This window comes from Actinomycetospora sp. TBRC 11914, from assembly GCF_012933465.1.
Lineage (GTDB): Bacteria > Actinomycetota > Actinomycetes > Mycobacteriales > Pseudonocardiaceae > Actinomycetospora.
The window spans coordinates 24,604-41,267 of sequence record NZ_JABBND010000022.1 but is presented as its reverse complement, the minus strand read 5'-3'; the positions used below and the strand labels follow the sequence as shown (position 1 = coordinate 41,267).

General features: G+C 72.5%; 14 protein-coding genes. 11 read left to right on the top strand and 3 right to left on the bottom strand.

Going from position 1 to position 16,664, the window contains the following annotated elements; all coding sequences use genetic code 11:
- Positions 1–50: 50 nt before the first annotated feature.
- The 9 genes from HH311_RS26355 to dnaE all read left to right on the top strand — a co-directional run bounded on the left by HH311_RS26355 (position 51) and on the right by dnaE (position 11,932).
- A complete protein-coding gene (locus HH311_RS26355; protein ID WP_169186689.1) occupies positions 51–1,637 on the top strand; it encodes a fatty acyl-CoA synthetase in 1,587 nt (528 codons plus the stop codon).
- A 52-nt stretch (positions 1,638–1,689) separates the two neighbouring features.
- Positions 1,690–2,292 (top strand): signal peptidase II, encoded by a 603-nt coding sequence (lspA, locus tag HH311_RS26350; protein ID WP_169186688.1) that lies wholly within the window; start codon positions 1,690–1,692, stop codon positions 2,290–2,292.
- Positions 2,289–3,224 (top strand): RluA family pseudouridine synthase, encoded by a 936-nt coding sequence (locus tag HH311_RS26345; RefSeq protein WP_312030421.1) that lies wholly within the window; start codon positions 2,289–2,291, stop codon positions 3,222–3,224. The genes lspA and HH311_RS26345 overlap by 4 nt, the downstream gene beginning before the upstream one ends.
- Positions 3,225–3,283: 59 nt before the next feature.
- On the top strand, positions 3,284–3,973 hold the full coding sequence (locus tag HH311_RS26340; RefSeq protein WP_169186687.1) for a hypothetical protein: 690 nt from the start codon (positions 3,284–3,286) through the stop codon (positions 3,971–3,973).
- A 193-nt stretch (positions 3,974–4,166) separates the two neighbouring features.
- Positions 4,167–5,438, top strand: coding sequence for an NAD(P)/FAD-dependent oxidoreductase (locus HH311_RS26335; protein ID WP_169186686.1), 1,272 nt, complete (start codon positions 4,167–4,169; stop codon positions 5,436–5,438).
- Positions 5,439–5,558: 120 nt separating this feature from the next.
- Positions 5,559–6,536 carry a malate dehydrogenase gene (locus HH311_RS26330; RefSeq protein WP_169186685.1) on the top strand — a complete coding sequence of 326 codons (978 nt, stop codon included), beginning with the start codon at positions 5,559–5,561 and terminating at the stop codon, positions 6,534–6,536.
- A gap of 56 nt (positions 6,537–6,592) precedes the next feature.
- Positions 6,593–6,976: a cupin domain-containing protein gene (locus HH311_RS26325; RefSeq protein WP_169186684.1), complete on the top strand. Its 384-nt coding sequence runs from the start codon at positions 6,593–6,595 to the stop codon at positions 6,974–6,976.
- 304 nt (positions 6,977–7,280) lie between these two features.
- Entirely contained in the window at positions 7,281–8,123 is an 843-nt protein-coding gene (gene dapA / locus HH311_RS26320) for a 4-hydroxy-tetrahydrodipicolinate synthase (protein WP_312030420.1), read from the top strand.
- 263 nt (positions 8,124–8,386) lie between these two features.
- On the top strand, positions 8,387–11,932 hold the full coding sequence (gene dnaE, locus HH311_RS26315; protein ID WP_312030419.1) for a DNA polymerase III subunit alpha: 3,546 nt from the start codon (positions 8,387–8,389) through the stop codon (positions 11,930–11,932).
- On the opposite strand, the gene HH311_RS26310 is transcribed toward dnaE, so the two are convergent.
- The 3 genes from HH311_RS26310 to HH311_RS26300 are packed head-to-tail and all read right to left on the bottom strand — an operon-like array spanning position 11,929 to position 14,823.
- A complete protein-coding gene (locus tag HH311_RS26310) occupies positions 11,929–12,696 on the bottom strand; it encodes a crotonase/enoyl-CoA hydratase family protein (protein ID WP_169186682.1) in 768 nt (255 codons plus the stop codon). The two genes, dnaE and HH311_RS26310, sit on opposite strands and share 4 nt — an antisense overlap.
- Positions 12,693–13,754 (bottom strand): LLM class flavin-dependent oxidoreductase, encoded by a 1,062-nt coding sequence (locus HH311_RS26305; RefSeq protein ID WP_169186681.1) that lies wholly within the window; start codon positions 13,752–13,754, stop codon positions 12,693–12,695. Before HH311_RS26305 ends, HH311_RS26310 begins: the two co-directional genes overlap by 4 nt.
- Positions 13,755–13,761: 7 nt before the next feature.
- On the bottom strand, positions 13,762–14,823 hold the full coding sequence (locus HH311_RS26300; RefSeq protein ID WP_169186680.1) for an LLM class flavin-dependent oxidoreductase: 1,062 nt from the start codon (positions 14,821–14,823) through the stop codon (positions 13,762–13,764).
- A gap of 78 nt (positions 14,824–14,901) precedes the next feature.
- Between HH311_RS26300 and HH311_RS26295 the strand changes: the two genes are divergently transcribed.
- A complete protein-coding gene (locus HH311_RS26295; protein ID WP_169186679.1) occupies positions 14,902–15,723 on the top strand; it encodes a class II aldolase/adducin family protein in 822 nt (273 codons plus the stop codon).
- Positions 15,724–15,799: 76 nt separating this feature from the next.
- On the top strand, positions 15,800–16,633 hold the full coding sequence (locus HH311_RS26290) for an amidohydrolase family protein (RefSeq protein WP_169186678.1): 834 nt from the start codon (positions 15,800–15,802) through the stop codon (positions 16,631–16,633).
- The last annotated feature ends 31 nt before the right edge of the window (positions 16,634–16,664 follow it).

Sequence of the window (16,664 nt, the reverse complement as noted above, 5' to 3'; positions counted from 1 at the left end):
CGGTCACCGGGCCCGAGGATGATCCGGCCGACCCCGGTGAGGAGCAGCGCATGGACGACGACCTCGATCGGTACCTCCCGCCCCTGACGGCCGACGTCGCGCGCGCCCGGCGGCAGAGCATCGGCGCGCTGCTGGCCCGGACGGCGATCAGGTACCCCGACCGGACCGCCGTGGTCCACCGGGACACCCGCCGGACCTTCGCCGAGCTCGACGCCGACACCAACCGCGTGGCGAACGCCCTCGCGGCACGCGGGGTGGTGCGCCGCCAACGGGTCGCGATGTTCTCCCACAACTCCTACGCGTTCGTCGTCGCCTACTTCGCCCTCGCACGGCTCGGGGCGATCTCGGTCCCGGTGAACTTCAACTTCGTCGCCGCCGAGGTCCGCTACGTGCTGCGCGACAGCGGCGCGACCGCGGCGATCGTCGAGGACGCGCTGGTCGAGACGTTCGGGGCCGCCGAGGTGGCCGTCGGGCTGGGGGTGGTCGTCGGCCGCAGCCCGGGCTGGACCTCGTTCGACCAGCTGCTCGCCCACGACGACGCCCGCGAGCCGGACGTCGCGATCGACGACGACGACCCGGTGCAGCTGCTCTACACCAGCGGCACCACGTCCGCCCCCAAGGGCGCGATCATGACCAGCCGCAACCTCATCGCCCAGTACGTCAGCGACATCGTCGACGGCGAGTACCACCGCGACGACGTCGAGCTGCACGCGCTGCCGCTCTACCACTGCGCGGCCCTGCACGACTTCCTCACGCCCGACGTCTACCTCGGGGCGACCAGCGTCGTCGTCGACTCCGCCGACCCGGAGACGATCCTGCGCACCGTCGAGGCCGAGCGGATCACCAAGATGTTCTGCCCGCCGACCGTCTGGATCCGGCTGCTGCGCTCCCCGGACTTCGACCGGTACGACCTGTCGTCGTTGCGCAAGGGCTACTACGGCGCGGCGATCATGCCGGTCGCGGTCCTCGAGGAACTGGGCACCCGCCTGCCCGGCGTCCGCCTCTTCAACTACTACGGCCAGACCGAGCTGGCCCCGAACGCCACCGTCCTGTTCCCCTCCGAGCAGATCGCGAAGGCCGGCACCGCGGGGCGCGCGAGCCTGAACGTCGAGACCCGCCTGCACGACGACGACGACCGCCCGGTCCCGGTGGGGCAGGTCGGCGAGATCGTGCACCGCACGCCGCACGCGATGCGCGGCTACTGGGGCAAGCCGGAGGCGACCGCGGAGGTCTTCCGCCACGGGTGGTTCCACAGCGGCGACCTCGGGGTCATGGACGCCGAGGGCTACCTCACGATCGTCGACCGCACGAAGGACATCATCATCACCGGCGGCGAGAACGTGGCCGGGCGGGAGGTCGAGGACGCGCTGTACTCGCACCCGGCGGTCAGCGAGGTCGCCGTGTTCGGGGTGAAGCACCCCGAGTGGATCGAGGCGGTCGCGGCGGCGGTGGTGCTGCGCGACGGGGCGTCGGCCGGACCGGACGAGCTCGTCGCCCACGCCCGGGAGCGGCTGGCCGGGTTCAAGACGCCCAAGTACGTCGTCCTCGTCGACGAGCTGCCGAAGAACCCCAGCGGCAAGATCCTGAAGCGGGAGCTGCGGGACACCTACGCCGGGCTCGCGGAGGGGGCGCCCTGACCCGGACATCCCCTCACGGCGCGGCACCGGTCGTGCGGAGGAGGATGGAGGGGTGCAGAGCCTGACCCCGGAGGGCGAGCCGGCCGCCCCCGCCGACCCGTCCGGGCCCGACCCGCAGCCCCCGCCCGCCCCGCAGCCCCGGCGGCGCCTCGCGCTGCTCGTCGTCACCGCGGTCGTGGTGCTGGCGCTCGACATCGCGACGAAGGCGGTGGTCGTCGCGACGATGACCGACGGCCAGCGCATCCCGCTGATCGGCGACACCGTGTCGCTCTACCTGATCCGCAACTCCGGCGCCGCGTTCTCGCTGGCCACCGGCATGACCTGGGTGCTCACCCTGGTCGCGCTCGCCGTCGTCGTCGGGATCGCGCGGTTCGCGCGGCGGCTGCGCTCGCCGGGCTGGGCGATCGCGCTCGGCCTGGTGCTCGGCGGCGCCCTGGGCAACCTCGCCGACCGCTTCTTCCGCGGGCCGGGCCCGCTGGAGGGCCACGTCGTCGACTTCGTCTCCGTCGGCTGGTGGCCGGTGTTCAACGCGGCCGACTCGGCGATCTGCTGCGGCGGCGCGCTGCTGGTGGTCCTCGCGCTGTGGGGCGTCGAGATCGACGGCCGGCTCTCGCCGCGCGCCGGCGAGACCCCGCAGGCCGGTGACGCCCGGTGAGCCTGCGGACCCTGCCCGTCCCCGACGGCCTCGACGGGATGCGTCTCGACGCCGGCCTCTCCCGCATGCTCGGGCTGTCGCGCACCGTCGTCGCCACGCTCGCCGAGGACGGTGCCGTCCGGCTCGACGGGACACCGGCGGGCAAGTCCGACCGGCTCGTCGCCGGCAGCTGGCTCGAGGTCGACCTCCCCGAGCCCGAGCGCGAGCCGTCGGAGCACATCGTCACCGCCGAGGCCGTCGAGGGCCTCGTCGTGCTGTACGAGGACGACGAGATCGTCGTGGTCGACAAGCCGGTGGGCGTCGCCGTGCACCCCAGCCCCGGCTGGAGCGGGCCGACCGTCGTGGCCGGGCTCGCCGCGCTCGGCGTCTCGATCGCCACCAGCGGCGCCGCCGAGCGGCAGGGCATCGTCCACCGGCTCGACGCCGGGACCACGGGCGTCATGGTCGTCGCCAAGTCCGAGCGGGCCTACTCGGTGCTCAAGGAGGCCTTCCGCGAGCGCACCGTGTCCAAGACCTACCTCGCCGTCGTGCAGGGCCACCCGGACCCCAGCGAGGGCACGATCGACGCCCCCATCGACCGGCACCCCCGCCACGAGTGGCGCTTCGCGGTCATGACCGACGGCAAGCCCTCGGTCACCCACTACCGCACGCTCGAGGCGTTCCCGGCAGCCTCGCTGCTCGAGGTGGAGCTCGAGACGGGGCGCACCCACCAGATCCGGGTGCACTTCTCCGCCCTGCGCCACCCGTGCGTCGGCGACACCGGCTACGGCGCCGACCCCACGCTCTCGAAGCGGCTCGGCCTGACCCGCCAGTGGCTGCACGCCCACAAGCTCGGGCTGCACCACCCCGCCGACGGCCGCTGGGTGGAGTTCACCAGCGAGCCCCCACCCGACCTGGCGCACGCCCTCGACGTCCTGCGGGCGGCGGCCTGAGCACGCCCGACCCGGAGGAGGACCGGGAGCCGCCCCGCTGGCCGCGCTACGCGATCGCGGTGGCAGTGCTGCTCGTCGTCGTGCTCCTCACCGCCTGGGCCGCGGGCCGCCAGCTCTCCCCGCCCGCGCCCGACGCCGGGTCCACCGACGCGGTGCGGCTCGGGCCCACGGCCGGCCAGGACGTCGACGCCTACCTCGCGGGCACGCTCGGGATCCCGGCGCCGGGCGACCCGTCGCCACGTCTGGCCCTGGTGCAGTTCGACGCCTCGTCGACCGCCGACGCCGCGGCCGCGGCGCTGGGGCGCACGACCCTGCTACAGGCCGTGGTGCGCGTGCCGTTCCCGCGGGTCCAGACCGCGCTGCGCCAGGTCCAGGCCCCGCCGGCACCTCCGGCGGCCGCGCTGGCCGCCACCCTCACGACGGCCGGAGGGGAGGCCGCCGCGGACGCCGCGCGCACGGACGGCGCGTCCTCGCCCGCGGACGCCCGCCGGGTGGCCGTCGCCCGGGCGGAGGCGGCCGCGCTCGGCCGGCCCGGCTGCGCGTGCCTGGTCGCGGCGGTGGTGCAGGTCCCGCCCGCCGCCGTCCCCGCGCTCCGGGCCGCGCCGGGGGTGCGGGCGGTGCAGGTCGCGCCGCCCGGCACGAGCCGGACCCGGCTGGCCGTCTCGCCGCTGCTACCCGAGCAGGGCCCGGGGCGCCCGGACGGGCCCGTGGTCGGTCCGGTCCCCGACGACGGGCGCGTACCCGGGTGATCCACACCGTGCCGCGGTCGGTGACGAGTCACACGACGTGACATGGACGGCACCGTCCGGACACCCCACGGGAGCGCGTGGCGGAGGACCATCGAGGGTAAGCACAAGGCAATCACGCAGGGCCGTACTCGATCGATTCCGTCCAGGCCGGACCGGGCGTACGGGTCGGCGCATCCACGGGAGGAGCAGGCGGATGAGTGCCGCGGGAACCGCGGGGGCGGAGACGGAAACCCGTCCCCACGTCGTCGTCGTGGGAGCGGGGTTCGCGGGTCTGTCCGCGGTGCGGTCGCTGCGCAAGGCGCCCGTCCGGGTCACCCTGGTCGACCGCCACAGCTACTCGACGTTCCAGCCGCTGCTCTACCAGGTCGCGACGGGGGCGCTGAACCCCGGCGACATCACCTACGGCGCGCGCTCCTTCGTGGCCTCGGTGTCGGACAAGGGCCGGACCTGGGCGAACTTCCGCAAGGGCGTGGTCACCGAGATCGACCCCGAGGCGAAGGAGCTGACCTTCGACGTCGGCCCGGCGATGACCTACGACTACCTGGTCCTGGCCAACGGCGTCACCACGAACTACTTCGGTGTCCCCGGGGCCAAGGAGCACGCCTACCCCATCTACACCCGCGCCGAGGCCCTCTCGGTGCGCGACCGCATGATGGGCTACCTCGACCACATCTCCGCCACCGGCGAGACCGACGGTGCCTCGGTGGTCGTCGTCGGGGCCGGCGCCACCGGCGTCGAGATGGCGGGCACCCTGGCCGAGCTGCGCAACGCCATGCTCCCGAGCCGCTACCCGGAGCTCGACCCCGACCACGTCAAGGTCATCCTGCTCGAGATGACCGACAAGGTCCTCGCCCCCTTCGACCCCAAGCTGCGCGCCTACGCGGCCGAGCAGCTGCGGGCCCGCGGCGTCGAGCTGCGCCTGGGCACCGCCGTGGCGGAGGTCAAGGAGGACCGGGTGGTCCTCAAGGACGGCTCGGAGCTGCCCGCCCAGATGACGATCTGGGCCACCGGGGTCGCGGCGCACGACGTCGTCAAGAAGTGGGGGCTCACGCAGGGCCGCGGCGGGCGCATCGTCACCGGCCACGACCTGCGGGTGCCCGAGCACCCGGACGTCTTCGTCGCCGGCGACATCGGGGTCATCGACGGCGACCCGCTGCCGCAGCTCGCCCAGCCGGCGATCCAGACCGGCGCGCACGCTGCGAAGAACCTCCTGGCGCTGCTCGAGGGCCGGCCGACCACGCCGTTCAAGTACTTCGACAAGGGCACGATGGCGACGATCGGCCGCCGCTCCGCGGTCGCCGAGATCGCGCACGGGCCGAAGCTGACCGGCACCCTGGCCTGGCTGACGTGGATGTTCGTCCACATCCTGGCGCTCCTGGGCAACCGGAACCGGATCATGGTCTCGCTCGCGCTGATGTTCCGGTACATCGGGCAGCGGCGCAGCGTGCTCGTCGTCGGCGACTGATCACCCACCGCCCGGGGGCGTGACGCGCCTCGCCGCGTCGTCCCCGGCGGCCCGTGGGAGGCTGCACACCCCCGGGGAAGACCAGACCGGAGATCGATCAGCTCGCAGCTTGGAGAAGCAATGGCCTCGCCCGTCAACGTCGTCGTCACCGGAGCCGCCGGACAGATCGGCTACGCGCTGCTGTTCCGCATCGCGTCCGGGCAGCTGCTGGGGGAGGGCACCCCGGTCCGGCTGCGCCTGCTCGAGATCCCGCAGGCCGTCAAGGCCGCCGAGGGCACCGCGCTCGAGCTCGAGGACGGCGCGTTCGAGCTCCTCGACGGCGTCGACGTGTTCGACGACGCCACCAAGGCCTTCGACGGCGCCAACGTCGGCCTGCTGGTCGGCGCCCGGCCCCGCACCAAGGGCATGGAGCGCGCCGACCTGCTCGAGGCCAACGGCGGCATCTTCAAGCCCCAGGGCGAGGCGCTCAACGGTGCGGCCGACGACGTGAAGGTCCTCGTCGTCGGCAACCCGGCGAACACGAACGCGCTCATCGCGGCGTCGAACTCGGACGTCCCGAAGGACCGCTTCACCGCCATGACGCGCCTCGACCACAACCGCGGGCTGGCCCAGCTGGCCAACAAGTTCGGCGTCGGCATCGGCCAGATCTCGCGGCTGACCATCTGGGGCAACCACTCCGCCTCGCAGTACCCCGACGTCTCGAACGTGCTCATCGACGGCAAGCCGGTCGCCGACCAGATCGACCGGACCTGGCTCACCGACGAGTTCATCCCGCGGGTCGCCAAGCGCGGCGCCGAGATCATCGAGGTGCGCGGGGCGTCGTCGGCGGCGTCGGCGGCCGCGGCGGCGATCGACCACGTCTACACCTGGGTCAACGGCACCCGCGAGGGCGACTGGACCTCCGCCGCGATCGTCTCCGACGGCTCCTACGGCGTGCCGGAGGGCCTCGTGTCGTCGTTCCCGGTGACCGCGGCGAACGGGAAGTTCGAGATCGTCCAGGGCCTGGAGATCAGCGACTTCTCCCGCGAGCGCATCGACGCCTCCGTCGCCGAGCTCGGCGAGGAGCGCGAGGCCGTCCAGAAGCTCGGGTTGGTCTGACGACTCGTGCGTGCGTTCCCGTGCCATGACACGGGAACGCACGCACACTTGTCCGCATGAGCGAACCCGTGCGCGTCGTCCGGGAGGACGACCTGGTCGACGGCGACCCCACCCCGGGCATGCACCGGCAGGTCGCCTTCGAGGCGCCGTCCCTGTGGGCGGGCCTGGTGCACACCGAGCCCGGCGCGACGTCGGGCTGGCACCACCACGGCGACCACGAGACCAGCCTGTACGTCGTCGAGGGCACGATGCGGCTGGAGTTCGGCGCCGGCGGGGCGGAGGTGGCCGACGCGGGCCGGGGCGAGTTCATCCACGTGCCGGCCCGAACGGTCCACCGCGAGTCCAACCCGGGCGCGGACCGGTCCACCGCCGTGATCGCGCGCGCCGGCGACGGCCCGCCCACCGTGAACGTCGACGGCCCCGACGCCGAGGCCCGCTGAGGCGGCGCCCCTGCCGGCCGGCAAGCAATGGCGCATTGCTGGCATCCGGTGCGAGGACGGCGCCGCTCGCTCGTGGCGGGGCGCCCCCGGCCCGGCAGGCAATGGCGCATTCCTGGCACCCGGTGCGGGGACGGCGCCGCTCGCTCGTGGCGGGGCGCCCCCGGCCCGGCAGGCAATGGCGCATTCCTGGCACCCGGTGCGGGGACGGCGCCGTTCGCTCGTGGCCGGTCCCTGGCCGACGACGCGCGCCTCGTGGCCGGGGGTGGTCTCGACGCACCGGGCCCCGACAGGGCAACCTGTCCGGGTGTCGCTCGGAACCGTCCTCACCGCCATCGTCACCCCCTTCGACGACCGCGGGGCCGTCGACGAGAAGGCCTTCGTCGACCTCATGGGGTACCTGTGCACCCACGGGTCCGACGGGATCGTCGTGTGCGGGACGACGGGGGAGTCGCCGACCCTGTCCACCGAGGAGCACCTGCGCCTCGTCGAGCTGGCCTGCGCGGAGCGTCCGGCCGGCACCACGATCGTCGCCTCCACCGGCTCGAACGACACCCGCCACGCCGTCGAGATGACCGAGCGCGCCACCGCGGCGGGCGCGGACGCGATCCTCTCGGTGACCCCGTACTACAACCGGCCGAACCGCCGCGGGGTCCACGCGCACTACACCGAGATCAGCCGGGCCACCGACAAGCCGATCGTGCTCTACAACATCCCTTCGCGGGTGTCGCTGGACCTGCCCAACGACCAGCTGGCCGAGCTCGCGCAGATCGAGCGGGTCGACTACGTCAAGCAGGCCAACAACGCGAACCTCGCCCCGGTCGACGGTCTCGGGATCTACGCCGGCAACGACGACCTCTTCGCCGCCGTCCTCGACATGGGCGGGTGCGGCGGGATCCTCGTCGCGAGCCACGTCGTGGGTCCGCAGATGCGCCGGATGGTCGACGAGCCGGAGAACCGGGCCGAGATCGAGGCCTCGCTCAAGCCGGTGTTCGACGCGATGGGCGTCACCACCAACCCCATCCCGGTCAAGGCGGCGCTCGCGCTCGTCGGCCGTCCCGTGGGGGGGCTGCGCCTGCCGCTGGTCGAGGTCGACGACGCCGAGCGCGAGGTCGTGCGGGCCGCGCTGCAGGGCGCCGGCGTCCTGTAGCCCGGCCGGGACCCTCGGACCCCCCTGTCACCCTCCGCCCACCGACGACGGTGGGAGGACACGGTGGGGTGGATCGAGCGACGGCTCGGTGTGCTGTCCGTGCGGCCGGTGCGACGGCCTCGAGCACGGTTGAGGTACCGACACGCCGTCCCGGCGCGGTGAGCAGCACCGACGGATCACCGCCCCGGCGCGCGGCGAGGCTGTCGGACCCGAGAGGTAGCGTGGCCCGCGTCCCGATGCCGTCCTGCGGGGAGGTCCCTGGCGTGTCCGACGACTCGTTCGTCCACCTCCACACCCACACCGAGTTCTCCATGCTCGACGGTGCCGCGCGCCTGGACGACCTGTTCGCCGAGTCCGCGCGCATGGGCATGCCGGCCCTGGCCATGACCGACCACGGCAACACCTACGGCGCCTACGAGTTCTGGAAGAAGTCCAAGGCGCACGGGGTGAAGCCGATCATCGGCATGGAGGGCTACCTCGCGCCGGGCTCGCGCCACGAGCGCAAGCGGGCCTCCATCGGCCAGAACGTCAACGGCAGCGACAACCCCGACCTCATGTACACCCACATGACGCTGCTGGCGGAGAACACGGAGGGGATGCACAACCTCTTCCGGCTCTCCAGCCTCGCGAGCCTCGAGGGGTACTACTACAAGCCCCGCATGGACCGCGAGCTCCTCGAGACCTACGGCAAGGGGATCATCGCGACCACCGGCTGCCCCTCCGGCGAGGTGGCCCGCCTGCTCCAGCAGGGCGACCGCGACGGCGCGATGCAGGCCGCGAGCGACTACCGCGACATCTTCGGCAAGGACAACTTCTTCTGCGAGCTGATGGACCACGGCATCGAGATCGAGCGCCGGGTCCGGGACGACCTCTACGACCTCAAGAAGAAGCTCGACCTGCCGGGTCTCGCCACGAACGACCTGCACTACACCTACGCGAAGGACGCCAAGCCGCACGAGGTGCTGCTCTGCGTCCAGACCGGCAAGACGATGAACGACCCGAACCGCTTCCGGTTCGACGCGCAGGACTTCTACCTCAAGAGCCCGCGCGAGATGCGCGACCAGTGGGACCCGATCTTCCCCGAGGCGTGCGACAACACCCTCGCGATCGCCGAGCGGGTCGACGTCTCCTTCACCGAGGGCCGCGACCTGCAGCCGGTGGCGCCGGTGCCCGAGGGCGAGACCGAGGGCAGCTGGCTGGTCAAGGAGGTCGAGCGGGGGCTGCACTGGCGGTTCCCGAACGGCATCCCGGACAACTACCGCAAGCAGGCCGAGTACGAGGTCTCGGTCATCATGCAGATGGGCTACCCGGGCTACTTCCTGGTGACGGCCGACCTCATCAACCACGCCCGCGAGGTCAACCTGCGGGTGGGGCCGGGGCGCGGGTCGGCGGCCGGCAGCCTCGTCGCCTACGTCCTCGGCATCACCGAGCTCGACCCGATCCACCACAAGCTGATCTTCGAGCGGTTCCTCAACCCCGAGCGCGTCTCCATGCCCGACATCGACATGGACTTCGACGAGCGCCGGCGCGGCGAGATGATCCGCTACGTCACCGAGAAGTACGGCGAGGAGAAGATCGCCCAGATCATCACCTACTCCACGATCAAGGCGAAGGCCGCGATCAAGGACTCGGCGCGGGTGCTCTACGGGCAGCCCGGCTACGCGGTGGCCGACCGCATCACCAAGTCGATGCCGCCCGCGGTCATGGGCAAGGACATCCCGCTCTCGGGCGTGTTCGACCCCAGCCACAAGCGCTACTCCGAGGCCGCCGAGATGCGGGCCCTCTACGAGTCGGACCCGCAGGTCAAGGAGATCGTCGACACCGCGAAGGACCTCGAGGGCCTGAAGCGGCAGTGGGGCGTGCACGCGGCCGGCGTGATCATGTCGAGGGAGAACCTCATCGACGTGATCCCGATCCAGCGCCGCGAGGCCGACGGCGCGATCATCACGCAGTTCGACATGGGGGTGTGCGAGACCCTCGGGCTGCTGAAGATGGACTTCCTCGGCCTGCGCAACCTCACGATCATCGACGACGCGCTGAACAACATCACGCTCAACGGCAAGGAGCCGCTCGACCTCGACAACCTCGGGCTCGACGACAAGGCCACCTACGAGCTGCTCTCCCGCGGTGACACCCTGGGCGTCTTCCAGCTCGACGGCGGCCCGATGCGCGACCTGCTGCGGCGCATGGCGCCCACCGAGTTCGACGACATCTCCGCCGTCGGCGCGCTGTACCGGCCCGGCCCGATGGGCGCCAACGCCCACAACGACTACGCGGACCGCAAGAACAAGCGCCAAGAGGTCAAGGCCATCCACCCGGAGCTGGCCGAGCCCCTCAAGGACGTCCTCGGCGAGACCTACGGCCTGATCGTCTACCAGGAACAGGTCATGGCGATCGCCCAGACGCTCGCGGGCTACTCGCTGGGCAAGGCCGACCTGCTGCGCCGCGCCATGGGCAAGAAGAAGAAGGAGATCCTCGACAAGGAGTACGCGGGCTTCGCGCAGGGCATGCGCGACAACGGCTACTCCAACGACGCGATCAAGACGCTCTGGGACATCCTGCTCCCGTTCTCGGACTACGCGTTCAACCGCGCGCACTCCGCGGCCTACGGCGTCGTCTCCTACTGGACGGCCTACCTCAAGGCGAACTACCCCGCCGAGTACATGGCCGCCGTGCTCACCAGCGTCCGCGACGACAAGGACAAGGCGGCGATCTACCTCGCCGAGTGCCGCAAGATGGGCATCACGGTCCTGCCGCCCGACGTCAACGACTCGGTGCGTGACTTCGCGCCGGTCGGCGACGACATCCGCTTCGGGCTCTCCGCGATCCGCAACGTCGGCACCAACGTCGTCGACTCGATCGTGGCGACCCGGCGCGAGAAGGGGAACTACACCGACTTCTCGGACTTCCTGCGCAAGGTCGAGCAGCAGGTCTGCAACAAGAAGGTCGTCGAGTCGCTGATCAAGGCCGGCGCGTTCGACTCGCTGGGCCACCCCCGCAAGGGGCTCGCGCTCGTCCACGCCGAGGCCATCGACTCGGTGATGACCACCAAGCGCGCCGAGGCCGACGGCCAGTTCGACCTCTTCGGTTCCTTCGACGACGACGCGGCGGACGCCGACACCGCCGACACCACCGGCATGTTCGACGTGAAGGTGCCCGAGGGCGAGTGGGAGCCCAAGCACCGGCTCGCCCTCGAGCGGGAGATGCTCGGCCTCTACGTCTCCGGTCACCCGCTCAACGGCATCGAGCACGTCCTCGCCAGCCGCGCCGACACCCCGATCACGAAGATCCTCGAGGGCGACGTCGCCGAGGGCGCCACGGTCACCGTCGGCGGCATCCTCGCCAGCGTCACCCGCCGGGTGAACAAGAAGGGCGAGCCCTGGGCGTCCGCGCAGATCGAGGACCTCGCGGCCGGCATCGAGGTGCTGTTCTTCCCGCGCACCTACGCCGCGGTGTCGATCGACGTGTCCGAGGACGCGATCGTGCTGCTCAAGGGCAAGGTCAACAAGCGGGACGACCGCGTGAGCCTCTTCGTCGAGGACCTCGCCGTCCCCGACCTCACGACGGGGGCCGGGGCCGCCCCGCCGGTCCGGGTGCAGATCGAGAGCGCCCGGTGCACGCCGGAGCGGGTCGGGAAGTTCAAGGAGGTCCTGGTGGCCCACCCGGGCCCGAGCGAGGTGCACCTGACGCTGCTCGCGGCGAACGGCGCGAGCCACGTGCTGCGTCTCGACGACGGGCTCAAGGTCACCAACTCGGGTGCGCTGATGGGCGACCTCAAGGCCCTCCTCGGCCCGCGCTGCCTGGGTTAGGCCCCCTCGAAGCGACCACCCCGGCCCGCCCCGGCGGCGAACCGGGCGGCGCCGGCCTGCGCCTCGGCGGCCAGCGCCGCCCGGCCGTGCGCGAACTCCGCGGCGAGGGCCGCGGGCTCGTCGAGCCCCTCGGCGTCGAGCACCGAGGCCCGGTCGGACCGCAGGCAGACCTGGGGGAACGCCGCCAGCTCGCGGGCCAGGGCCTGCGCGGCGGCGAGCGCCTCCCCGGCCGGCACCACCCGGTTGGCCAGACCCATCCCGAGCGCCTCGGCCGCGTCGACCGGGCGTCCGGTGAGGACGAGGTCCATGGCGCGGCTCCGCCCGATCAGCGCCGGCAGCCGCACCGTCCCGCCGTCGATCAGCGGCACGCCCCACCGGCGGCAGAACACGCCGAACACGGCGGTCTCGTCGGCCACCCGCAGGTCGCACCAGCACGCGAGCTCCAGCCCGCCGGCCACCGCGTGCCCGGCGACCGCGGCGATCACCGGCTTGGACAGCCGCATCCGCGTCGGGCCCATCGGGCCGTCGCCGTCGGGCTCGGTGCGGTTGCGGCGCTCCGTGGCGAGCGCGGTGAGGTCGGCACCCGCGCAGAAGACCCCGCCGGCCCCGTGCAGGACCGCCACCGCGGCCTCGTCGTCGGCGTCGAAGGCGCGGAAGGCGTCGGCGAGGGCCTGCGCGGTCGGCCCGTCGACGGCGTTGCGGCGCTCCGGGCGGTCGAGGGTGACGGTGGTGACGACGCCGTCGCGCGCCACGTGGACGGTCATCGGGCGGCCTCGACCGGAGCCGTCCGCGGACTCCACCCGAGCGCCGGCCCGAGCTTCGTCGCCATGTCGGTGAGGATCTGCACGTAGTCGTCGTGCTCGAAGGTGAACGGGAGTGCCCACACCACCTCGCGCACCTCGCGGAACGCCGCGTTCGCGTACAGGGCCTCCGCGATCTGGTCGGAGGTCCCCAGGAGGTCGCGGGCGTAGAGCATCTGCCGCGGCCCGTGGGCGACGGCCGTCCGCGGGGTGCGGTGCTCGACGTAGGCCGCGTAGCGCGCCTTCTGGTCGGCGGTGGCGGAGTCGGTGGGGATCACGACGAGGCCCTGCGACACCCGGGCCGCGTCGCCCAGCGGGTGCACCGACCGGAACAGCGCGATCTGCTCGCGCTGGATCTCCTGGAAGACCGGGGCGGCGTCGTCGCCGAGGTCGTGGCCCTCGGACTGGATGACGTTGCTGGTGAGCATCGCGAGGCCCTGCTCGCCGGCCCAGCGCACCGAGCGACGGCTGCCGCCGCCGTACCAGACACGGTCGGCGAGCCCGGGGGAGTGCGGCTGGACCCAGTCGGAGAAGCTCTCGATGCCGTCGACGCCGGAGAAGGTGCTCGCCGGCTCCCCGCGCAGGATGCGCAGGAGGCGCTCCACCCGCGCGTAGGAGAGGTCCTCGACGTCGGCCGTGTCCGGGTAGAGCCCGCCCTTGACGTCCTCCCAGTGGATCGGCGGCCCGACCGAGATCCCCGGGTTCATGCGGCCGCCGGAGAGGATGTCGAGGGTGCCGAGGTCCTCGGCGTACCGGAGCGGGTTCTCCCAGCCCAGCGGGGTCACCGCGGTGCCGAACTCGATCCGGGAGGTGCGCTGCGAGGCTGCCGCCAGCATCGTCACCGGCGAGGAGATGCCCGACTGGAAGTGGCGGTGGCGCAGCCACACCGAGTCGAACCCGAGCTCCTCGCCCAGCACGATCTCGCGGAGCAGGTACTCGTGGCCGGGTGCGGGGTCGGCCCCGTCGTAGGTGCCGAGGGTCAGGAACCCCTGCCGTTCCAGGGGCACACCGGGAGGTGGCATGCGCCGATCATGCCCCCGCCGGCGCGGTTCCGTCTCCCGTCGCTCCGCTCGCCCCGCGCCATCCCAGCGCCGGACCCAGCTTCGTCGCCATGTCGGTGAGGATCTGGACGTAGTCGTCGTGGGCGAACGAGAACGGCAGCGCGAACACGCACTCGCGGGACTCCCGGAACCCGGCGTGCGCGTACAGCGCCTCGGCGATCTCGTCGGAGGTCCCCAGGACGTCCCGGGCGAACAGCAGCCGGCCCGGGCCCTGCGGCTCGGCGGTCCGCGGGTTCCGGGCCTCGACGTAGGCCTCGTACTTCGCGCGCTGCTCGGCGGTCGCGGTGTCGGTGGGGATGACGACCAGGCCCTGCGAGACCCGCGCGGCCTCCCCGGCCGGGTGCGCGCCGCGGAACGCGCGGATCGAGCGGGCCTGGATGGCGGCGAAGTCCGGGTCCTCGTCCGGCGCGACCCGCACCACGCTCGACGTCAGGAGGTTGAGCCCGTGCTCGCCGGCCCGGCGGGCCGAGTCCTCGCTCGCCGCGCCGTACCAGAGGCGGTCGGCGAGCCCGGGGGAGTGCGGCTGGACGTGGTCGGAGAACTCCTCGATCCCCGCCCTGCCCGAGAACGTGCTGGCGGGCTCGCCGCGCAGCAGGCGGTGCAGCCGGGCGACGCGCTCGTAGGAGAAGTCCTCGACGTCGGCGGTGTCGGGGTAGAGCGCGTCCTTGACGTCGTCCCACCGCATCGGCGGGCCGACGCTGATGCCGGGGTTCATCCGCCCGCCGGACAGGACGTCGAGGGTGCCGAGGTCCTCGGCGTAGCGCAGCGGGTTCTCCCAGCCCAGCGGGGTCACGGCGGTTCCGAACTCGATCCGCGAGGTGCGCTGCGAGGCCGCCGCGAGCAGCGTCACCGGCGACGAGACGCCGTACTGGAGGTGGCGGTGGCGCAGCCACACGCTGTCGAACCCGAGCCCTTCGGCCAGCTCGATCTCCGCGAGCAGGTGCTCGTGGCCGGGCCGCGGGTCGTCCCCGTCGAACGTGCCGATGGTGAGGAAGCCGAGCTTCTCGAGCGGGACGCCGGGTGCGGGCATGGCCTCGATCATCCTCCGGGGCCCGCGACGGTGCCGACCCCTTGACCTGCTCGTGTGGTGCGGCGCACCGTCGAGGACATGGTCGCACCCACGCAGGAGTCCCGGTCCGAGGCGATGTCCGGCTACCGTCCCTCCCAGGAGGGCATCGTCATGCCGCAGCCGCCGACCTTCGCGACGAGCGCCGAGGAACGCCTGCACCGCAAGCAGCAGCTCGCCGGCGCGTTCCGGATCTTCGGGAAGTTCGGGTTCGGGGAGGGCATCGCCGGCCACATCACGGTGCGCGACCCCGAGGACCCGCACATGTTCTGGGTCAACCCGTTCGGGATGAGCTTCCGGCACATCCGGGTCTCCGACCTCATCGCGGTCGACCACGACGGCAACGTCGTGCACGGGAACAGGCCGGTCAACCAGGCCGGCTTCGTCATCCACTCCGCGGTGCACCACGCGCACCCCGACGTGGTCGCCGCCGCCCACGCCCACTCGGTCTACGGCAAGGCGTGGTCGTCGCTCGCCCGCCCGCTCGACCCCATCACCCAGGACGCCTGCGCGCTCTACGAGAACCACGGTGTCGTCACCGAGGGTCGCGGTGCCGTGGTGCTCGACCCCGAGGTCGGGCGGGCGCTGGCCACGGGGCTGACCGGCCGCAAGATGGTCTTCCACCAGAACCACGGCATCTTCTCCGTGGGCGACACGGTGGCCGAGGCGGCGTGGTGGTTCATCAACACCGAGCGCAACTGCCAGGCGCAGCTGCTCGCGGAGGCCGCCGGGACGCCGACGCAGATCGACCACGCCAACGCCAAGTTCACCGCGGAGCAGACCGGCAACGCCTACGCCGGCTGGTTCTCCTTCCAGCCGCTGTGGGACGAGATCGTGCGCACGGACCCCGACCTGTTCGACTAGGTGCGCTCCGCGCCCGTGAGCACCAAGTGTTGCTATAACGACGATTAGTGCTCACGAGGCCGGAGGCCACCTGCTGATGATCGTCGACGCCCACGTCCACGTCGCCCACCTGGCCCGTCTGAAGGTGCCGTGGGAGACGTGGATCGGGCCCGCCGGGGACGCCGCGAGCTGGGCGGCGCTCTACGACGACGAGGGCGCCCCGATCCCGGCGGCGGTCAGCCGGTACTTCGCCGAGGAGGGCGTCGACCGGGTCCTGATGTTCTGCGAGTACAGCCCCAAGGCCACCGGGTGGCAGACCGTCGAGGACGTGCTGCCGATCGTCGAGCACGACCCGCAGCGGTTCCGGATCGTCGCCAACGTCAACCCGCACGTGCACCACCCGGTGGCCCGGGAGCTCGACCGCCAGCTCGACCTCGGCGCGGTCGCGCTCAAGGTCCACCCGGTGCACGCCGGGATCGCGCCCAACGACCGGGAGCTCTACCCGGCCTACGCCCGCTGCGTGGAGCGCGGCGTCCCGCTGATCGTGCACACCGGGCCGTCGTTCTTCCCCGGGGCCACGTCGCGCCACGGCGACCCCGTGCTCATCGACGACGTGCTGCGCGACTTCCCCGACCTCACCGTCGTCCTCGCCCACGGCGGCCGCGGCTGGAGCTACGACGCCGCCGCCTCGCTGGCGCTGACCCGCGAGAACGTCTGGCTCGACCTCGCCGGGCTGCCCCCGAAGCGGCTGCCCACGTACTACGCGAGCTTCGGGCTCGACCGGATCGCGCGGCGGGCGATCTTCGGCACCGACTCGCCGTCGGCCACCCCCGCCCGCAACATCGCCGCGATCCGCGACCTCGGCCTCTCCGAGGAGCTCACCGACGCCGTGCTCGGCGGCAACGCGGCGCGGGTCTTCCCGCGGCTCTGAAGCCGTGTGCAGGAGCGCGCCGAAGGGGTAG